Genomic DNA, 19390 nt, shown 5'->3' with positions numbered 1-19390 from the left:
AAAACCCCGCAATTGCCCGGTTTTTGACGCGGCGTAATGTTGCGAAACATCGGAGCCAGAAACGTGACACGGGGTGGCAAACGGGCGCGAAAAAATCGCCCCAAGTCGGGGGGCGCCATCCGTGTGTGACACGCGCATTTCCTAATCACCACGCGATAATCTCGCGGTTTTTCACCCGTTTTTTCACCCGGTCCCCCACCCGGGGGACCCCCTGGACGCCCAATTTGCAGATTGCTAGCCTGTCCGCACGTGCGCGGGTACGCGTGCGTCACCGTTCATCCGAATAAGGGGATTCTTCGATGAGAACAAATGCACCACCGAGCTGGAAGAAGCGCCGATCGCGCAACCGGCTCCTGACAGCCACCGCGGGGGTTGCCCTAGGGGCGCTCATCGCGGTCCCGATTGGGAACGCAGCGGTTGCGCTTCCCAATGATGCCTCCGAGGCGCAGGGCCAGTTCCTGCGCAGCGGACTCTTCAACTCCGCGATTCCGCTTGCGGATCTCGGCACAGCCGTCGCGGGTAACCCGTCGGCACCGGCCGCCAACACCCAAGCCCTGAATGTGGGGGCGCTCGGTGCCATCAACGTCGGCCTAGGTTCGCTTCAGCTTCCGCTGATTGGCCCACCCGGTACCGGCCTCATTGACCTGGGCCAGCTTGGAACCCTGCGCGGTTTTGCCTCGGCACCGTCCGCCACCAATGCGATCGCCTCCTCCGGCCTGATCCAGGCCGACGGGAGCCTGGCGGTCAGCGGCGGCAATGGCTCCACCCTGACTCCGGCCTACGTTGACCTGCACCGACTGTTCAGCCAGCTCCAGGTCACCGGTCTCACCGACACGGTTCTGGACCAGGCGCGACTGGAAATTGGTGCCCTCGCCTCGCGGATCGAGGCTACCGGCCCGGCCACCACGTCGAGCCAGTACGCGCTGAGCCAGCTGGGTCTGCAGCTGCGTAGCCCGCTGGTCGGTGGCGTAACCACCTCCATTGGTACCACCGTACAGACAACGACGAACACGCTGAACTCACTAGTGGGCCCCGGTGGCGCAGTGACCAATCTGCTCGCCGGGATCGCCACTGTCATCAATACGCTCAACCTGGGAACCATCGCCGGGGTGAACGTCGGTGTGCTTCGGGTCGTCGGCGAACCGACCGCAGAGATCGCAGGCTTGGACACCGTGGGTGCCACGGTTGTGCAGAAGCTCATTGCCCAGCCAATTACCAGTGGGGCGGTCACACTGAATGTGGGGACCGGCGCGATCAGCGTTGACCTCGCCAAGCTCGTTCGTGATTTGGACGGCCGCGACATCAACAACCTGCCCCCGAACACCGAGCTACTCTCGGCTGCGGTGATCAACGCCATTGTCACCGGTGTCACCAACACCATCGCCGGGATCACGCAGCGGGTAACCGAGCTGACTCTGGAAACGATCAACGCTCTTTCGGTCACCCTGTCCCTGAACGTTCAGGGCGCGTGTGTTCCGATCGTCGGATGTGCGCTCACCGGAGGAATCAAGATCAAGGGTTCGCTGGCGCAGCTGAGTGGCCTGGACCCCACGCCTCTGACCATTGACGTGTCCTCTCTGGCTCTGGCCGGAATCCTTCCGATCGGCCCCCTCCTGCAGCCGATCATCAACGCCGTGCTGGGTGGCATCGCCCCGCTGCTCAGTGGCACCCTGGGCCTGGCCCTTCGTGCCACGATCACCGCTATCGGTCCGGCGCTGACCCCGCTGGTTCAGGCGCTGGTGACTCCGGTTACCGCAGCGCTGGACCCGATTCTGCGTGGTGTCCTCAACCAGGTCGTGGCTATTCGTCTCAACGAACAGCCGACTGTTGCCCCGATCAACGGTACCGGCGATTTGGGGACCAACTCGCGTACTGTGCGGGCCCTGGGCGTTTCCCTTCTTCCTATCCTGGGGAACGTGGCCTCGATCGGGTTCGCCTCCTCGAGCGTCCGTGTAGCCGCAGATGATCCCGGTGGGGCCGACGCAACGGCTAACGCCAACGCGGCCGCGGATGCCAACGCCGCGGCTGATCCCACTGCCACCGCCAACACCAACGCAGCCGCCACCGCGGATGCCAACGTGAACGCATCGGCATCGGCCGCCGCCTCCGCAGCAGCCAACGGCGACAACACCGCCCGCGCAGAGGCAGCAGCTCAGGCCGCAGCCAACGGCGACAACACCGCGGCAGGGTCGGCAGCAGCCAACCCGAACGCCAACGCTGCTTCGCAGTCCGCCGCGAACGCCCAGGCATCCACCGGTGCCTCGGCCGACTCGACGACCGCCGCGAACTCGTCGGCTAACGCCTCGGCCGTCGGTGCTGCCGACGCCAACGGAAACAGCGACAGCGCCGCCAATGGTTCGGCTGCCGCCAACGGAAACTCCGGAGCAGCCGCCTCGGTAGCCGCCAACGCGAGCTCGTCCTCGGACGCGTCCACCAACGCCGCCGCCAACGGAACGGCCACCGCCGACCCGCAGGCAGCAGCAACCGCCACGGCAACCACCGACGCCAACGCAACCGCAACCGCCGACCCGCAGGCTGCCGCCACGGCAGATGCCGCGGCTGACCCGGGTGCAACCGCAACCGCTAACACGGCGGCGGATGCCAACGTGAACACCAACGCCGCGGCATCCGCCTCGGCCTCGGCGAACGCAGACGGCAACAACAACGCGGTTGCTCAGGCAGCCGCCCAGGCGGCCGCACTCGCGGATGCCACCAGCACCGCCTCCGCGGCAGCCGATGCGACGGGTAACTCCGCCGCGCTGACCGCCGCCACCGCGGATGCGTCAAACAACGCCTCGACCAACTCCGACACGGCCGCTATCGCGTCCGCGCAGGCAGCGTCGAACGCTGACAACTCATCCGACACCAACGGCACCGCGTCCGCCGCGGCCGATGCGAACCCGAACTCGGCCGCTCAGGCTGCCGCGACGGCGACCTCATCGGCGAACGCGTCCGCGACCGCCGCCGCCAACGGAACGGCCACCGCCGACCCGCAGGCAGCAGCCACCGCCACGGCAACCACCGACGCAAACGCAACCGCCACCGCGGATGCGGGAGCGAACGCGGACGCCAACCCGGCAGCGGACGCCAACGCCACCGCAACGGCTGATGCCGGTGCCAACGCGGCGGCTGACCCGAACGCGGCAGCCGACCCGCAGGCGGCAGCCACCGCAACCGCCGACGCAACCGGAACGGCCACCGCCGACCCGGGCGCAGCGGCAACCGCCACGGCCGATGCTGCCACCACCGCAGACGCCAACGTGAACGCCAACGCCGCCGCTTCGGCATCGGCATCGGCCACCGCCGATGGTGACAACAACGCCGGTGCTCAGGCAGCGGCCCAGGCTGCGGCCGACGGCGACAGCAATTCCGGCGCTACCGCCGCCGCCAACGGTGACGCATCCGCCGCCGCGCAGTCGGCTGCAACCGCTCAGGCATCCTCGGATGCCTCGGCTACCTCGACCACCGCGGCGAACTCATCCGCCAACGTGTCCGCGGAAGCAGCAGCCAACGCCGATAACACCGCCAACACCAACGGTGCTGCCTCGGCAGCGGCTCAGGGCAACGCATCGGCAGCGGCAAACTCCGCCGCCATTGCCACCGCCTCGACCAACGCCTCCAGCGATGCCGCCGCCAATGGAACGGCTACCGCCGACCCGCAGGCAGCAGCCACCGCCACGGCAACCACCGACGCCAACGCAACCGCCACCGCGGATGCGGGAGCGAACGCGGCGGCTAACCCGGATGCGGATGCCAACGCCACCGCAACCGCAACGGCTGATGCCGGTGCCAACGCGGCAGCGGACCCGCAGGCAGCAGCAACCGCCGATGCGGCGGCTAACCCGAACACCGCGGCAACCGCCGATGCGGCAGCCACCGGAACGGCTACCGCCGACCCCGCGGCTAACGCAACCGCAACCGCAACCGCCGACGCGACCGGAACGGCCACCGCCGACCCGGGCGCAGCGGCAACCGCAACCGCCGACGCCGATGTGAACGCCAACGCCGCCGCTTCGGCAGCAGCATCGGCATCCGCCAACGGCGACAACACCGCCGCCGCTCAGGCAGCAGCTCAGGCTGCGGCCAACGGCGACAACAGCGCCGCCGGCACCACGGCAGCCACCGCCAACGCGAACGTCGCATCGCAGGCAGCCGCAACCGCCCAGGCATCCTCGGACGCCTCGGCAACCTCGGCCACCGCGGCGAACTCGTCGGCTAACGTGTCCGCAGCTGCCGCCGCCAACGGCGACAACACCGCGAACACCAACGGTGCTGCCTCGGCAGCGGCTCAGGGCAACGCATCGGCAGCGGCAAACTCCGCCGCCATTGCCACCGCCTCGACCAACGCCTCCAGCGATGCCGCCGCCAACGGAACGGCCACGGCCGACCCCGAGGCAGCAGCCACCGCAACCACCGCGACGGATGCAAACGCGGCGGCAGATGCCAACGCCGCAGCCGACCCGCAGGCGGCAGCCACCGCTACCGCCGACGCAAACGCCACCGCCACCGCAACCGCGGATGCGGGAGCCGACGCCAGCGCCAGCCCGACCGCGGATGCCAACGCGACCGCAAACGCCGCGGCTGACCCGAACGCGGCGGCAACCGCTACCGCCGACGCAACCGGAACGGCCACCGCCGACCCGGGCGCGGCAGCAACCGCCACCGCGACCTCGGACGCTACTGCTGACGCCTCGGGAACGGCTAGTGCCGACCCCGGTGCTAACCCGGCAGCGGACTCGCGCGGTAACGTGGATGCGTCGGGTACCCCCGAGGGCACCGCCACCGCGGATGCGGCAGCAAACCCGGAGGCAGCCGTGGACGCGGACGCCGCAACTCAGGGAACCGCCGAGGCTGCAACCGCCGCTGACGCCAACGTGAACGCCAACGCCGCCGCTTCGGCATCGGCATCGGCTACCGCTGATGGTGACAACAACGCCGCCGCACAGGCAGCAGCTCAGGCTGCAGCCGATGGCAACAGCACCTCCGCTGCAACCGCAGCGGCAGAGGCCGACGCCAACGCCGCCGCATCGGCAGCCGCGACCGCTCAGGCATCCTCGGACGCCTCCGCAAACGCTGCTCCGAATGCAAACTCGGCGGCTAACGCGGCAGCAGTCGCCGCGGCCAACGCCGACAACACCTCAAACGCCAACGCGGCTAACAACGCGGCGGCCGAGGGTGATGCATCGGCAGCGGCTTCCTCCGCAGCCATCGCGGATGCGAGCACGGATGCTGCCGGTTCGGCCGCATCCGACCCAGCCGCAAGCTCGCGTGGAAACGCCGACGCTTCGGGTACCCCCGAAGCCGGTGCAACCGCAAATGCAGCCGCCAACCCGGAGGCCGGCGTTGACGCAGCTGCTGACCCGCAGGCCGGTGCAACCGCCTCGGCTCAGGCCGCAGCAAACGGAACGTCTGCAGCAAACGCACCGACCGCCGCAGCCGCGGCCAACGGTACGTCCGCATCTGCGGCTTCTGCAAACGGCACGTCCGCCTCGGCGGCCGCTGCTAACGGCAACACCGGAGCGAACGCACCGACCGCCGCAGCCGACCCGCAGGCAACCGCCACCGCCTCGGCCCAGGCCGCAGCAAACGGTAGCGCAGCCGCGAACGCACCGACCGCCGCAGCCGCGGCGAACGGCGCCGCATCGGCCGGAGGATCCGCAGCCAGCGGCACCTCCGCCAGCGCTACGGCCAGCGGAACCAGCGCGAACGGCACCACCGCCGCAAACGCCGGTAGCTCCACCGCATCGGGCAAGCCGACCACCGTTTCTGGCGGTTGGCTCCCGGGCACCGGTAACGACGTACCGTGGTTCCTGATCAGTGGCGCGACCCTCGTGCTCCTGCTCGGTGCCGCGCTGCTGACCCACCAGGTGCGCACCCGTGACCGTCGGGAACAGGAGGTTTCCGACTAGTCTCCCCCGCCGGTGCCGGGACACCCTGAGTGTCCCGGCACCGGCTCTCCCCCTCGTGCCGGCCGGGGCCCCCGGTCGGCACGAGGTTTTCTCGAAAGGCTTCCAGCCATGGGTAAAAAAACTCGATCTCCCCGTTCCCTTGGTATCCGCATCGTCACCGTTGTGGCCCTTCTCTTCACCGGCTGGCACGTCCTGGCCTCATTCCTCTGGATTGCCCCGCCCACGCCCCTGCGCGATGTTGTCCCCGGCAACGCGCTCACCAGCTACATGATCCCCATGTTCGGCCAGTCGTGGAGCGTCTTTGCTCCCGAGCCGATCAATGGCGACTATAAGTTTGAAGTTCGTGCCTGGACCTCCAAGGATGGTGGCGAACCCGAGCTGCACGACTGGGTGGATGCCACCGCCGTGGAGCTCTCAATGATCCAAAACAACCTGTTTCCCCCGCGCGCGGGCATCCAGTCCAGCGAGCTTGCCAGCACCGTCAAGGGACGCTACGACGCGCTGACCGACGAGCAGCGCAAGATCGTGGCCCTGGGCTACTTCAAGGGCGACGACTCCGAGGCTCGGATGAGCGAGGCCCTCGGCGGAGGCGGCCAGAACGCTGCCGTCAACAACTACCTCTTCGCGGACCGGATGGCCCGCGCCTACGCCACCCAGGTCGCCACCGCGCTGTGGGGTACCCCGGATCGGGTGCAGTTCCGGGTGAGCCGAACCAACGTCATCCCGTTTGCCGAACGAAACAATCCCGACGCCAAGCGTCCCGCCGCCCAGATCGCCGATATCGGCTGGCGGGCCGACCTGACCAAGGAGGGCCAGTCCGATCAGGCCTTCGGCGACATCTTCCGCGCTCAGTATGAGGGGATCAACAAATGAGCGAGAACACTCGCCTGAGCCCGCAGCAGTGGCTGCGCACCATCGGCACCATGCTTGCGGGTCTGATCCGTGACGGCTGGAAGCTGCTGATTTCCCTGCCGGTTCGCGGATGGAACTTTGCCGAATCCTGGCTGCTGGATTCGAAAAAGGCCCGCTACGGCATTGCCGTCTCCCGCATCGTTTTTGGCATCACCGGCCTCGGCCTACTGCTGACTAACTTCCGCACCCGCCTGTACTCGTTTGGTTCGGGATCGGTGTGGAACGACGAGGTCGCCAACATCAAGAGCGACTTCCCCAAGATCTGGATCTTCAGCTGGTTCCACAATGCGATCACCAACGACGCGGCCTACACGGCGCTGTACGTCCTGCTGATGCTGCTTGCGGTCCTGGTGATCCTGGGCTGGCGCACCAAAATCGTGCTGCCGATCTACTTTGTGCTGTGGGTCAGCTTCATCGAGGCCAACGACATGATTGGCGATCAGGGTGACAACATGTACCGCATCGCCCTGTTCTTCTTCCTGTTTGCCGATGTCTCGGGACGCTGGTCCCTGGATGCTCGCCGCCGCCGAAAGAACGGTACTCCGCGGATCCTGCCGCGCGAGATCAGCAACCTGTTCCACAACCTGGTGCTGGTAATCCTGACCGCGCAGGTGTCGTTTGTGTACGTGTCCGGCGCGCTCTATAAGGCCGGCGGAACCCCCTGGTCCGGCGGGTACGCCATTTACAACCCGCTCTCCACCGAGCGGTTTGGAACCTGGCCGTTCCTAACCGAGCTGATCACCACCTGGGCACCGCTGGTGGCCTTCCTCACGGTGGGATCGATGATCATGCAGATGTGCTTCCCGCTGATGCTGCTCACCCGCCCGACCCGGATCATCGCGCTGATCGCGATCATGAGCTTCCACATCGGGATCGGTGTGACCATGGGTCTGCCCTGGTTCTCGCTCACGATGATCGCGATTGACTTCATCTTCATCCGCGACCGCACCTGGAAGGGCCTCCTGGATCGCATTCACGGCGGCTACCGTGAGGCCCGCAGCGAGGTCGAGGGACCCGACACCGCGCGCGAATCGGAAACCTCCGGTTCCACTGCAAAGCCGGTCCCCGCGGACAGGGCTGCGGCCAAGAAGGCTCCGCAGGGCGATCGGAACCCGGAACAGACGGATGCCCCGGCAGAGGAAGAGGAGCGCGAGCTTGTGCCCACCCCCACGCTGGCCTCGCGTCCGCGCACCCGGGCATCGGGCAGCACCCGAATCTCAAAGTCCGGTACCGCACCGGCGTCCTAGGGTGGTAAAACGCCGAGGCCGCGGAGGGTTTCCCCTCCGCGGCCTCGGCGTTTTGTGAGGGGTTAGCCCTCGATCGCCGCCAGGGTCTGACGGGCGATCTCCAGTTCCTCGTTGGTCGGAACCACGAGCACGGTTACCTCGGAGTCATCGGTGGAGATGATCTTCGGACCGCCACGGCCCTCGTTGCGGGTGGGATCAATCTTGATGCCCAGGCGCTCGAGACCCGCGAGCGCACGGGCCCGAACCGGGGCGCTATTCTCGCCCACACCGGCGGTAAACACGATCGTGTCCACGCGTCCGAGGTCCACGTAGTACTTGCCCACGTAGCCACGCAGGCGGTGGTTATAGACATCCAGTGCGGTGATCGCAATCTCATCACCCTCGGCCGCCCGGGCCTCCAGGTCGCGCATATCGGCGGCACCGGCCAGGCCCAGCAGACCGCTCTTGCGGTTGAGCAGGGTGTCGATATCGGCCGCCGACAGGCCGGCAACCCGCTGCAGGTGCACCAGGACGGCGGGGTCCACGTCACCGCTGCGGGTGCCCATGACCAGGCCCTCCAGCGGGGTGAAGCCCATCGAGGTGTCCACGGATTCGCCGCCGCGCACGGCGGTGGCCGAGGCACCGTTTCCCAGGTGCAGGATGATCTGGTTGAGCTCGGTCACATCCTTACCCAGGAACTCGGCCGCGGCCCGCGACACGTACTGGTGCGAGGTGCCGTGGAACCCGTAGCGACGTACCCGGTGGCGGTCGGCCAGCTCGCGGTCAATCGCATACCGGTAGGCCTTCTCGGGCAGGGTTGCGTGGAACGCGGTGTCGAAGATCGCCACGTGCGGGACGCTGGGGAAGGCTCGCTCGGCCGCGACGATCCCGTCGAGGTTCGCCGGGTTGTGCAGCGGGGCCAGCTCGGCCAGATCCTGAATGTTGATCTTCACCAGATCGGTGATCCGGGTCGCCTCAAAGAAGCGCTTTCCGCCGTGCACCACGCGATGACCGACGGCGAGCACCGGGTGCTCCTCCATCGACGGGCCGTGCTCGGCGAACCGGGCCAGCATCACCGCAAAGGCATCAACGTGGTTCTTGATCGGCTCCTCGGAGACGATCGGGTTGTCGGGGTCGGCCTCGACGTTACGGTGGTTGACCACCCCGACGTCCTCGCCGATCCGCTCGATCAAACCGGAGGCGAGAACCTGCTCGCCGGTCATCTCAATCAGCTGATACTTCAGCGAAGAGGACCCGGAGTTCACTACCAAAACCGCGGACATGGTGTTCCTTACTGCTCGTTCGTGGCCGCGGCACCCGCCTGAATGGCGGTGATAGCTACGGTGTTCACAATGTCCTGGACCAGGGCCCCACGGGACAGATCGTTAATCGGCTTGTTCAGTCCCTGCAGGACCGGTCCGATGGCGACCGCGCCCGCAGAACGCTGCACGGCCTTATAGGTGTTGTTACCGGTGTTGAGGTCCGGGAACACAAACACGGTGGCCCGACCGGCAACCTTGGACTCCGGCAGCTTGGCTGCGGCGACCGCGGCATCGGCGGCGGCATCGTACTGAATCGGCCCCTCCACCTCGAGGTCGGGGCGACGCTCCCGCACCAGCTCGGTGGCCGCACGCACCTTCTCCACATCCGCGCCGGAACCCGAGGTTCCGGTGGAGTAGGAGAGCATCGCAATCTTCGGCTCGACCCCGAACTGGGTCGCGGTTTCGGCCGAGGAGATGGCGATGTCCGCAAGCTGCGGCGAATCGGGGTCGGGGATCACGGCGCAGTCACCGTAGACCAGCACCCGGTCGGCCAAGGCCATCAGGAACACGCTGGAAACCACGTTCACACCGGGACGGGTCTTGATGATCTCAAAGCCCGGACGGATCGTGTGCGCGGTGGTGTGCGCGGCACCCGAGACCATGCCGTCGGCCAGGCCCAGGTGGACCATCAGCGTGCCGAAGTAGGACACGTCGTTGACCACCTCGCGGGCCTTTTCCACGGTCATGCCACGGTGGGCACGCAGACGCGCGTACTCCTCGGCAAAACGCATGGTGAGGACCGGATCAAACGGGGAGAGCACCTCGGCGCGCGAAATGTCCAGGCCCAGTTCGATGGCGCGCGAGCGCACCTCAAACGGCTCACCCAGAATGGTGATCCGCGCCACCTCGCGGGCCAGCAGGATGTGGGCGGCACGCAGAATGCGGTCGTCCCCGCCCTCGGGCAGCACGATGTGGCGGCGCGCCTGGCGGGCACGCTCGATCAGTCCGTACTCAAACATCAGCGGGGTCACCACGCCGGTGGTGGAAACCTGCAGCAGGTCGAGGAGACGATCCACCTCGACGTTCTGCTCAAACAGGGCCAGCGCCGAGTCGTATTTCCGCGGAGATTCGGCGGCCAGACGCCCTCGGGTGCGGGTGATCCGCACGGCCGTCTGATAGCTGCCGTACTCGGTTGCGATGATCGGGGTGACCGACTTCAAACCGTTCAGCAGGCGCTGCACGGGTTCTGGAAGCTCGAATCCGCCGTTCAGGATGATGCCCGAGATCGACGGGAAGTTATCGGAGGCGTGGGCGAGCAGCACGGCCAGGAGCACGTCGCTGCGGTCGCCGGGGACCATCACGACGGCGCCCTCGGTCAGCCGCGGCAGCACGTTTTCCATCGACATCGCGGCGAGAACCACACCGAGCGCCTCGCGACGCAGCAGCGCGCTGTCGCCGGAGATCATGGTGCCGTCCACGGCGTTCAGGATGGACTGCATGCTGGGCGCGACGAGGAACGGGTCCTCGGGAATGGCCCATACCGGGACGCGCGGACCCTCGTTTTCGGGCAGCGCACTCTGGATCGCCTCGACGATCTCGGCCGAGCGCGCGGCCTCGGCACGGTTGGCGACCACGGCCAGCAGGTGGGCGTGCTCGCTGTGCAGCTCCTGGATGGCCTGCTCCATGACCTGACGCATGTCATCGGGCTCACGGGCGGCGGACAGACCGAGCTCCTCGCCGGTGCCGGGGCCCTCGCGGCCACCGAGGACCAGCAGGACCGGGACACCGAGGTTCGCGGCGATGCGCGCGTTGAAACCAAACTCGGCGGGGCCGGCAACGTCGGTATAGTCCGAGCCGAGCACCACAACGGCGTCGCACAGAGCCTCGACGGCCTTATAGCGGGCGACGATATTGGCCAGTGCCTCGTCGGGGTCGCGGTGAACGTCCTCATAGGTCACACCCACGCAGTCGTCGTAGTCGAGCGACACGCTTTCGTGGTTGACGAGCAGCTCGAGTACATAGTCTCGATCGCTGTCCTCATCGATGCGGACGATTGGACGGAAAATTCCGACACGGGGTACGCGCCGACTCAGCGCGTCGAGAACCCCCAGTGCAACCGTAGATTTTCCGGTGTGGCCTTCGGCCGCGGTGATATAGATACTCTGCGCCATTACGCTCCGTACGGGTGGGTGTTCCTCTTACCTTCCGGGCGGCGGATAGCTCCCCGGAAAGCAAACGACCCCTCGCGCACCCGCCAGAGCCTGGTTACCCTTGCTACATTTCTGTCCTGGGGGAGTTGGCCTGGATGACGCCACGCGAGGAGTCATCTGTTAGCTTACCCGATTTTATCCCGGATCACATTTGGGCAACAGGCCCGGGGGTGTTGAACGATGCTGAACTGTCGGATCCGGCGCGCCCGACGCGCTCAGTTAGGAACTGCGCCCACCTTCTGGGTAAGATGTTCACGTTGCCTCGCGCAATGCAGTTGGAGAATTCGCCTAGTGGCCTATGGCGCACGCTTGGAAAGCGTGTTGGGTGTTACAGCCCTCGGGGGTTCGAATCCCCCATTCTCCGCCATCGAAAATCCCCTGGTTAGCCAGGGGATTTTCGCGTTTATCGGGTCACTCCGGCCGGCGGCGGTTCCCCGAACTCCCGCTCGCGCGATATCCGGACCACTCCCCCGCGGTCCACGATCACGCCGTGGATGCAGGCCTCACCGGCCGCGCGCTGGACGTGTTTTTTGGTTGCTGAATATCAACCGTGAAAACAATTTGTCCACGAGCTGCCCGTGTCGCCGCAGCACTCAGGAGTGGCGTGATTTGGTCGCTAACAGCGGTCGAATCATCACCAGCACGGCGAGCGCCGCCATGCCTGCCCCCAGCCAGAGCGGGGCGCGGAGCCCGAAGGCATCGATCCCGATGCCGCCCGCTGCAGACCCAATCACGACCCCGAGGGTGATCATCGAGAGGTGGGCGGTATTCACCAGGACGCCGGGCCCACCCACCCCCTGCACGCGCACGGTCATGGCCGGATTCATTGTGACCCCCGCCAACCCAACCACCAGCATCGCCGCAACGGCAACCACCGGAACCTGGGCCCAGATCGCGAAGGCCACCAGGGCGAGCGCACTGAGTCCGGTCCCGATCACCAGCACCGGAAGCGTATACCGGCTGGCCAATCGCGACACGATCTCGGTACCGAGCACGGTAACCAGGCCGTAACCGAGCAGGAGGAGCGGGATGATCGCCAGATCAAACCCGGCCAGTTCCTGCAGAATCGGGGTGAAGTAGGAGAAGGCGGCGAATGCGCCACCAATGATGAGAGTCGAGGTCGCCATCACTCCCCAGAGCCGCGGATTTCGGAACACGGTCAGGCCCGCCAGAAGGCTCTCGGCCGCCCGGCCTCCCACACTCGCCGGAACAATCATCAGGGTGGCCACCGCCACGATCAGCGTCAGCACCCCGATGCCAATAAAGGTCGCCCGCCATCCCCACTGCCCGCCCATCCAGGTGGCGAGCGGGAGACCAAACGCGGTGCCCAGCATCAGGCCCTGCATCACGATACCCACCGCACGACCACGCAGCTGCTCGGCAACCATCGCCCCCGCCACGGTTACGGCGACCCCCATAAACGCACCGGATGCGGCACCCGTCACGACCCTCGCCACCGCCATCACCGCATAGTTGGGTGCCCAAGCCGCGATCACATTACCCACCAGAAACAGGGCAAAGAGCAGCATCAGCGCACTCTTTTGACGCCAGCGATACAGCAGGATCGCCAGAATTGGGCCGCCCACAGACATTGCAAGGGAGAACAGGGTGACGAGATAGCCCACCTGGGACACGGATACATCCAGCCCCGCGGCCATCTGCGGCATGAGGCCGCTCACGGCAAACTCACTCGTCACCAGGGCGAAGATGCCCACCGCGAGGAGATAGATCGAACGAGACATAGATTCCTTTTTTATTCGAAAGTACAAAATGAGGGCATGGGAAACCTCGGGTGTAACCCCGAGGGAATTCGCGACCCGGGCGCTAGCGTGCGCTCAGCGCGCGCAACCCCAGTCGTGCGGATGCCGCGAGCTCGGGACCGGAAGCCCCGGCCTGAGCATTCACCCGAATACCGTTGATCAGCCCAATCACCAGCCAGGCGGCATCATTCGGGGCGACATCGGCCGAGATGGAGCCGTCGATGTGCCCCTGCGATGCGGCCCAGGCCAGCAGCCTGCGTCGCATGTTTACATCGCGTGCGATCGACTCGGCCACGTGTGAATCGCGAGCACGCAGATCCGGCGCCAGCAGCGTCCCGACCACCATGCATCCGGCGGCGCCTCCCGAGGCGGCGGCATCCACCTCCTCCTGAATCACGCGATCCAGCAGAAGTTCAAAGCGCCGGAAGGCCGAAGTGTCCTCGGTCTCCATAATCTCCGCCGAGGCTGCGTAGGTTTCGGCGATAAAGCGATCAAGCGCGCGGCGAAACAGCTCATCCTTTGACACAAATGCGTTATACAGGCTGCCTCGACCCATGCCCGTGGCCTCACACAGCTCCTCGGTGGAGGTATCGGCGAATCCTCGGCGTCGGAATTCTCCGGCAGCCGCATCCAGCACACTGTCCTCGTTAAATGTCCGCGGTCTTCCCATGGGGCCAGCGTATCCTATTTTGTACTTTAAAGTTTAAAAAGGTCGCGTAGGCTGACAGACATCCGGACGAGAGGAACCCGATGACGCTGCACCTTCCCCCGGAGATCGCCGAGCGCATCGAGACGGTCACCCACGCCGGACGGCGCGCGGACGCCCTCACCCTGATCGAGATGCTGCGCGAGATCACCGGTGTGGAACCGACCCTCTGGAAGGGCATCATCGGCTTTGGCGAGTACCACTACCGCTATGCCAGCGGACACTCGGGGACCGCACCCGCCGCGGGATTTGCGCCCCGCGCCGGTGCCAGCGTGATCTATCTTCCCGACGGGATCGACACGTATGCAGCCGAACTCGCCGGCCTCGGCCCGCATAAAACCGGCGTGGGCTGCCTGTACATTGCCCGCCTGGACCGCACCAACCTCTCGGTTCTCGAAGACATCCTCGCCCGATCCTTTGCCGCCGTTACCGCGGGCACCTTCACCCAGCGCGCCCGCGAAAGCTCGGGCACTTCGGGCAGACCCCCACTCGATCCCCCGGCTCCACCCGCCAGATAACATCTCCGCACTCGCGGATATGCCGGGTCCCCGCTAGCCTGGAAGGCTCGGCCATCGAGCATCCGCTAGCTAATAAGGGGCCCGCATGACCGACCGCCCTCGAGGAACATCGCAGCGTCCCCTGGGAAGCCATCCCCGGACGCATGCACCTTATCGACGGCGGAGAGTGGGCGCTCACCGAACACCCCGAACGTCTCCCACTGAGCTACACACTGCAGGCGGTCAAGGCGGGCTAAACCGAGGTTCCCAGGCGACCCACGAACCCGCTAGGGTGAGGGCAGAGAACGGAGAAACCTTGCCCGAGCACGCCACGCTGCCCCTCGTGGGCCACCCAGACCGCCGGGCATTCTGGCGCGCCTACCTGGTGTATGCCGTGGTGATGCTGCCGTTTTTCATTCTGCTCTACGGACTCGCGGGAGGCTCGGGAGAGCTGACGGCAGTCCTCATCGTGCACCTGGGCCTCCTTCTGCTTGGTGCGCTCGCAGGCATCCGCTATGCCCGCACCACCATCTGGCTCGATGCGGATGGCCTCCACGAGCGCGGCTTCCTGGGCCGGGTAACGTTCCTCCCCACCGAGCGGATCGGCGGCCACGTGGTTCTCGACCTCCACCGTTCCCTCGCCTCCCGCCCCACCCCGCAACTGTTTGTCCTGGATACCGAGGACCGCCTGTTCTGCCGGATGCGCGGCGAATACTGGTCCCGTGGAAAGATCGACCGCTTCGCCGCCGCACTCCCCGGCGCATGCACCCGGCCCACCCATCCCTTCACGCTGGATGAGATGCAGCGCAACCATGCCGACCTGCTGTATTGGTACGAACGAAGCCCGTTCCGCCTGGCCTAGCGGTCGTACACACTAGCGGTAGTACACGGCCAGCGGGTACGGGCCATCACCGCGCACCCGCACCTCGGTATCAAACAGCGCCCCGAGCACATCGTCACGCATGGTTTCCTCGGGCGTTCCCACGGTCACCAGCTCACCATCTCGCAGCGCGACGATCCGGTCGGCATAGGCCGAGGCAAAGTTGATGTCGTGAATCACGATCACAAAGGTCTTACCCAGCTCATCGGCGGCCCGGCGTAGCTGCCGCATCATCGCCACCGCATGGTGAATGTCGAGGTTGTTGAGCGGCTCATCCAGCAGGATGTAGCGGGTGTCCTGGGCCAGCACCATCGCCACATACGCACGCTGACGCTGCCCACCGGAGAGCTCATCCAGGAACCGATCACGCAGATCGGTGAGGCTGAGAAACTCCAGCGCGCTCTCCACATGCGCATGATCCACGGCCGTGAGGCGGCCACGCGAGTGTGGGAACCGGCCAAACGCCACCAGCTGCGCGACCGTCAACCGGGTGATGAAGTGGTTCTCCTGCCGCAGGATTGAGAGCACCTTCGCCAGCTCCCGGCTCGGGGTGGTGGCCACGTTGGCCTCCCCCACCACGATCGTGCCGGTGTCGGGTTCCAGCAGTCTGCCCATGATCGTCAGCAGCGTGGATTTCCCCGCGCCGTTCGGGCCCACCAGCGCGGTGATCCCGCCCGCCGGGAGCTCAAGCGAGATCGGGCCAAGCACCCGCTTACCCGCATAGCTTTTGGACACATTGGTGAGCGTGATCATAGACGCCCCTTTCGCAGCAGATAGATCAGGAAAAAGAGCCCGCCCACAAACTCGATGATGACCGAGAGCACGCCGGCGGCGGAGAAAATATGGCGCAGGATGAAGTACCCGCCCAGCAGCGTGACCAGCCCCAGCAGAAACGCAAATGGCAAGACCAGCGCGTGCCTGGATGAACCGGTGAGCTGATAAGCAAGGGTCGCCACGATAAATCCGAAGAAGGTCAGCGGCCCCACCATCGTGGTGGAGATGGAGATCAGGATCGCGGTGATCACGAGCAGCCCGGTCACCTCGCGGCGGAAGTTGAGTCCCAGGTTGGTTGCGGTGTCGCGTCCGAGCGCCAGCACGTCCAACCGGTACCGCCGGGTCCACACAAACACGATCACCGCCCCGATCACCAGCGTGGCCCAGGGGATGTACTCGGGATTGGAGTTGGACATGTTGCCAAACAGTCGGGCTGAGAGCACATCGAACTCGCTCGGGGTCAGCATCCGCTGCATAAACGTGGAAACCGAGGCGAACCCCATCCCCAGAATGACCCCCACCAGCAGCATCGTGTGAAGGTTCCCCAACCGGCCCGAGAACAGCCACCGGTAGAGCAGGGTCGCGAAGGCAACCATCAGGACACTCTGGATCGCAACCTTGAGCAGCCCGTCGGTTACCGCCAGGCTCTGCGCACCCCAGAAGAAGACCAGGGCCGTCTGCATGACCACGTACAGCGCCTCAAACCCCATGATCGACGGGGTGAGAATCCGGTTACTGGTGGCCGTATGAAACAGCACCGTCGCCACCGATTGCGCCGCGGCCACCACGATCATCGTGGCAACCGTGATCCCCCGCCGCTCCATAACCAGCCAGAATCCACGACTGCCCGGTGCGGGGGCGATCCCCCAGCACAGCACCCCCACCGCGGCAAGAACCGCCACAGCACCCAGGATCACAAAGCGCAGCCAGATCCGTGGCACTCGCGCAGTGGCACCTCTGCTCGCCTCGCGCGGCGAGGACGAGTGGCTCGGTCCCGCGGCACCGGAGGCGATCCGGTCGTTAGCCTCGCGCTCAGCCACGACGACGCACCCCCAACACCAACGCGATAAACACCGCGGCCCCCAGTACCCCGAGAATCATGGAGGCGGGGATCTCAAACGGCATCCGAATCACCCGGCCGAGGATGTCACACACCATCACGATGGCGATCCCGCCCAGGCACACCCAGGGAACGTTTGAGCGCAGATTATCGCCGCGGATCATCGACACCACATTGGGTACGATCAGCCCCAAAAACGGCAAAAACCCCACCACCACGGTGGTCACCCCGGTGGACACCGCCACGAGGCTGGTGCCCAGGATCAGCGTGCGCCGGTAGTTCAGCCCCACACTCGTGGCGATCTCCCGGCCGAGGCCCGCGACGGTGAATCGATCGGCAACCAGAACGGCGATGATCACGATCACCCCCACGACCCACAGCACCTCATAGCGTCCCCGCACAACCCCGGTGAAACTGCCCATAAACCAGGTACCCAGCATCTGCAGCATGTTGGTGGTGAGCGCCAGGTAGGTGGTGAATGCCGAGACCACGGCCCCAAGCATGATCCCCACCAGCGGCACAATCAGCGAGGAGGTCAACGCGATACGCTGCAGGATCGCCAGAAAAATCATCGCGCCCACAAACGCGGCCACACTGGCAACCACCATCCTGGTGCCGAGGGAAGCCTGGGGAACCCAGAGCGTGACCACCAGCAACCCCAGCGCCGCCCACTCGGAGGTACCGGTGGTTCCGGGTTCCACAAACCGGTTGCGGGTGATCATCTGCATGATCAGCCCCGATACCGCCATCGCCGAACCCGCAAGCACCAGGGCCGCGGTGCGCGGAACCCGAGAAATCCAGAACATTTCGGGCCCGAAACTATCGCCGGTGATGTCAAAGACGCCCACACTCAGCGATAGCGCGATGAGCCCGGCCACCCCCGCGGTGGCCAGACCCAGCCAGACCCCACCCCGCACCCGCATCCGGGTACGGGGTGGGGTCTGGCTCGAGGCCGTGCCGGGCAGCGGCAGCGTCACGCCTTAGCCGCGGCGAACGCGGTGGCGAGGTCGCCGAAAAGCTGAGTGTAGGACTGGATACCCTCGTCCAAGTAGAAGGACGGATCCGCATAAACCACCTGCGACTTCTGGATCGCCGGCACATTCTTGAGCGCCTCGGCATTTTCCAGGACATCCTTGGCGGGGACATAGCCCTCCTCGCCAAAGCCGCCGTCGCGGTCCAGCACCACAATCCAGTCGGGGTTGGCGGCGGCGATTGCCTCGGCGCTGAGATCGTCACCGTGGGAGGTGTTTTCGGCGTCCTGCTCGATCGCGGGCTTCAACCCCAGCGTCGGATACAGCAGTCCCAGGCTGCGCCCGGTCACCGGTGCCACATAGCCGATCTTGCCTCCGGAGACGATCAGCGCCAGCACGGTCCCCGAACCGTCATAGGATTTCTTCGCGTCGGTGATCGCCGTCTCCAGGCCATCGGTGAGCGTTCGGGCGTCGGCCTTGCGGTCAAAGATAGTGCCCAGAATGTCCGTCTGCCGTTTGAGCTCGGCGATCACATCCTGGTCCTTGCGCGGGTTGATCTCGATGGTGTTCGGGGCCATCTTCTTGATCTCCTCGTAGAAGCTGCCGAAGCGATAGCCTCCGATCACCAGGTCAGGCTCGGCCTCGATGATCTTCTCCAGGTCGGGCTCACGATGGTTGCCGATATCAAGCACGGCCGCGTCATCCACATACTTCGGCCAGGCCGTTCCCATAACCCCCTTGGGGGCGGCCACCAGGGGGATGTTCCAATCGTTCAGGGTTTTGAAGACGGTGTTGTCCAGGGCGACAACGCGTTGGGGTTTGACCGGGACCTCGATCGAGCCGAAGTTGTCTTCGATCGTGACGGTGCTCGCCGCCGGAGCCGAGGAATCCTCCGCGGCTCCCCCGGAGGTGGCCGAGCAGCCGGTCAGGATCACGGCGGAAATGGCCACGGTAGCAAGCGCCGTGGCCGTGCGTGTGCTGTGCGTATTGATGGTGTCTCCCAGCGAATCGTCGAGCCGAGCGCACGCCAAATAGTGCCTCACCGTGCGCCCACCTCGTCTGCGGTACGGATGATTATTCATCCAGAATTTAGTTTAGGCTTCCCTAATGTTTTTAAGTCAGACGGGTGTGCGGATGGGCAAAATCACCGCGAAGTCTCGCGAGTTTTTAGACAAAATCGAGGCGGCCACCACGGACAATCCGTGCTGGCCGCCTCGATATCT

At 65.8% G+C, this 19390-nt stretch carries 13 protein-coding genes, 1 tRNA gene and 1 other RNA gene; 6 read left to right on the top strand and 9 right to left on the bottom strand.

Features of this window, described 5'->3' with window-relative positions:
• Nucleotides 1-299: 299 nt before the first annotated feature.
• The 3 genes from D9V34_RS16870 (at nucleotide 300) to D9V34_RS16860 (ending at nucleotide 8068) form a co-directional block, all read left to right on the top strand.
• A complete protein-coding gene (locus tag D9V34_RS16870) occupies nucleotides 300-5909 on the top strand; it encodes a hypothetical protein (protein ID WP_121689630.1) in 5610 nt (1869 codons plus the stop codon).
• 162 nt (nucleotides 5910-6071) lie between these two features.
• Entirely contained in the window at nucleotides 6072-6782 is a 711-nt protein-coding gene (locus tag D9V34_RS16865) for a DUF5819 family protein (RefSeq protein WP_245992071.1), read from the top strand.
• Nucleotides 6779-8068 carry an HTTM domain-containing protein gene (locus D9V34_RS16860; protein ID WP_245992070.1) on the top strand — a complete coding sequence of 430 codons (1290 nt, stop codon included), beginning with the start codon at nucleotides 6779-6781 and terminating at the stop codon, nucleotides 8066-8068. Before D9V34_RS16865 ends, D9V34_RS16860 begins: the two co-directional genes overlap by 4 nt.
• 62 nt (nucleotides 8069-8130) lie before the next feature.
• Here D9V34_RS16860 and D9V34_RS16855 read toward each other — a convergent pair whose 3' ends face one another.
• The 3 genes from D9V34_RS16855 to ffs form a co-directional block, all read right to left on the bottom strand.
• Nucleotides 8131-9330, bottom strand: coding sequence for an acetate/propionate family kinase (locus tag D9V34_RS16855; RefSeq protein WP_121689628.1), 1200 nt, complete (start codon nucleotides 9328-9330; stop codon nucleotides 8131-8133).
• Between the two features lie 8 nt (nucleotides 9331-9338).
• On the bottom strand, nucleotides 9339-11480 hold the full coding sequence (gene pta / locus D9V34_RS16850) for a phosphate acetyltransferase (protein WP_121689627.1): 2142 nt from the start codon (nucleotides 11478-11480) through the stop codon (nucleotides 9339-9341).
• A 60-nt stretch (nucleotides 11481-11540) separates the two neighbouring features.
• Nucleotides 11541-11637, bottom strand: an RNA gene (ffs, locus tag D9V34_RS16845) — signal recognition particle sRNA small type.
• A 159-nt stretch (nucleotides 11638-11796) separates the two neighbouring features.
• On the opposite strand from ffs, the gene D9V34_RS16840 reads away from it, so the two are divergent.
• Nucleotides 11797-11886, top strand: a tRNA-Ser gene (locus D9V34_RS16840).
• A gap of 226 nt (nucleotides 11887-12112) precedes the next feature.
• Here the strand turns inward: D9V34_RS16840 and D9V34_RS16835 are convergent.
• Nucleotides 12113-13261 carry an MFS transporter gene (locus D9V34_RS16835; protein ID WP_121689626.1) on the bottom strand — a complete coding sequence of 383 codons (1149 nt, stop codon included), beginning with the start codon at nucleotides 13259-13261 and terminating at the stop codon, nucleotides 12113-12115.
• Nucleotides 13262-13343: 82 nt separating this feature from the next.
• Nucleotides 13344-13949, bottom strand: a complete 606-nt coding sequence (locus D9V34_RS16830) for a TetR/AcrR family transcriptional regulator (RefSeq protein WP_121689625.1) — start codon at nucleotides 13947-13949, stop codon at nucleotides 13344-13346.
• Between the two features lie 80 nt (nucleotides 13950-14029).
• Here D9V34_RS16830 and D9V34_RS16825 point away from each other — a divergent pair, with 80 nt between their 5' ends.
• Both D9V34_RS16825 and D9V34_RS16815 read left to right on the top strand, forming a co-directional pair.
• Nucleotides 14030-14503, top strand: coding sequence for a DUF1801 domain-containing protein (locus D9V34_RS16825; protein ID WP_121689624.1), 474 nt, complete (start codon nucleotides 14030-14032; stop codon nucleotides 14501-14503).
• 295 nt (nucleotides 14504-14798) lie between these two features.
• Nucleotides 14799-15344, top strand: a complete 546-nt coding sequence (locus D9V34_RS16815) for a hypothetical protein (RefSeq protein WP_121689623.1) — start codon at nucleotides 14799-14801, stop codon at nucleotides 15342-15344.
• 12 nt (nucleotides 15345-15356) lie between these two features.
• Here the strand turns inward: D9V34_RS16815 and D9V34_RS16810 are convergent, their stop codons facing one another.
• Genes D9V34_RS16810 through D9V34_RS16795 form a run of 4 tightly spaced genes read right to left on the bottom strand, consistent with a single transcriptional unit; the run spans nucleotide 15357 to nucleotide 19249 of the window.
• Entirely contained in the window at nucleotides 15357-16115 is a 759-nt protein-coding gene (locus D9V34_RS16810) for an iron ABC transporter ATP-binding protein (protein WP_121689622.1), read from the bottom strand.
• The gene (locus tag D9V34_RS16805) at nucleotides 16112-17176 is read right to left on the bottom strand and encodes an iron chelate uptake ABC transporter family permease subunit (protein WP_245992069.1); all 1065 of its coding nucleotides are present in this window, start codon (nucleotides 17174-17176) and stop codon (nucleotides 16112-16114) included. Before D9V34_RS16805 ends, D9V34_RS16810 begins: the two co-directional genes overlap by 4 nt.
• Complete coding sequence (locus tag D9V34_RS16800; RefSeq protein ID WP_121689621.1) at nucleotides 17169-18119, bottom strand: ABC transporter permease; 951 nt, start codon at nucleotides 18117-18119, stop codon at nucleotides 17169-17171. The genes D9V34_RS16805 and D9V34_RS16800 overlap by 8 nt, the downstream gene beginning before the upstream one ends.
• Nucleotides 18120-18169: 50 nt before the next feature.
• Entirely contained in the window at nucleotides 18170-19249 is a 1080-nt protein-coding gene (locus D9V34_RS16795; protein WP_121689620.1) for a siderophore ABC transporter substrate-binding protein, read from the bottom strand.
• Nucleotides 19250-19390 lie beyond the last annotated feature (141 nt).

It is taken from the genome of Mycetocola lacteus (genome assembly GCF_003667575.1).
GTDB classification, from domain to species: Bacteria; Actinomycetota; Actinomycetes; order Actinomycetales; family Microbacteriaceae; genus Mycetocola; species Mycetocola lacteus.
This window is presented reverse-complemented; position numbering and strand designations above follow the sequence as displayed.

Excerpts from the sequence above, each read along its gene's own strand:
- D9V34_RS16860 (WP_245992070.1), top strand. The coding sequence starts at position 6,779 with ATGAGCGAGAACACTCGCCTGAGCCCGCAGCAGTGGCTGCGCACCATC.
- D9V34_RS16825 (WP_121689624.1), top strand. The coding sequence starts at position 14,030 with ATGACGCTGCACCTTCCCCCGGAGATCGCCGAGCGCATCGAGACGGTC.
- D9V34_RS16835 (WP_121689626.1), bottom strand. The coding sequence starts at position 13,261 with ATGTCTCGTTCGATCTATCTCCTCGCGGTGGGCATCTTCGCCCTGGTG.
- D9V34_RS16810 (WP_121689622.1), bottom strand. The coding sequence starts at position 16,115 with ATGATCACGCTCACCAATGTGTCCAAAAGCTATGCGGGTAAGCGGGTG.
- pta (WP_121689627.1), bottom strand. The coding sequence starts at position 11,480 with ATGGCGCAGAGTATCTATATCACCGCGGCCGAAGGCCACACCGGAAAA.
- D9V34_RS16855 (WP_121689628.1), bottom strand. The coding sequence starts at position 9,330 with ATGTCCGCGGTTTTGGTAGTGAACTCCGGGTCCTCTTCGCTGAAGTAT.
- D9V34_RS16795 (WP_121689620.1), bottom strand. The coding sequence starts at position 19,249 with ATGAATAATCATCCGTACCGCAGACGAGGTGGGCGCACGGTGAGGCAC.
- D9V34_RS16830 (WP_121689625.1), bottom strand. The coding sequence starts at position 13,949 with ATGGGAAGACCGCGGACATTTAACGAGGACAGTGTGCTGGATGCGGCT.
- D9V34_RS16800 (WP_121689621.1), bottom strand. The coding sequence starts at position 18,119 with ATGCGGGTGCGGGGTGGGGTCTGGCTGGGTCTGGCCACCGCGGGGGTG.
- D9V34_RS16870 (WP_121689630.1), top strand. The coding sequence starts at position 300 with ATGAGAACAAATGCACCACCGAGCTGGAAGAAGCGCCGATCGCGCAAC.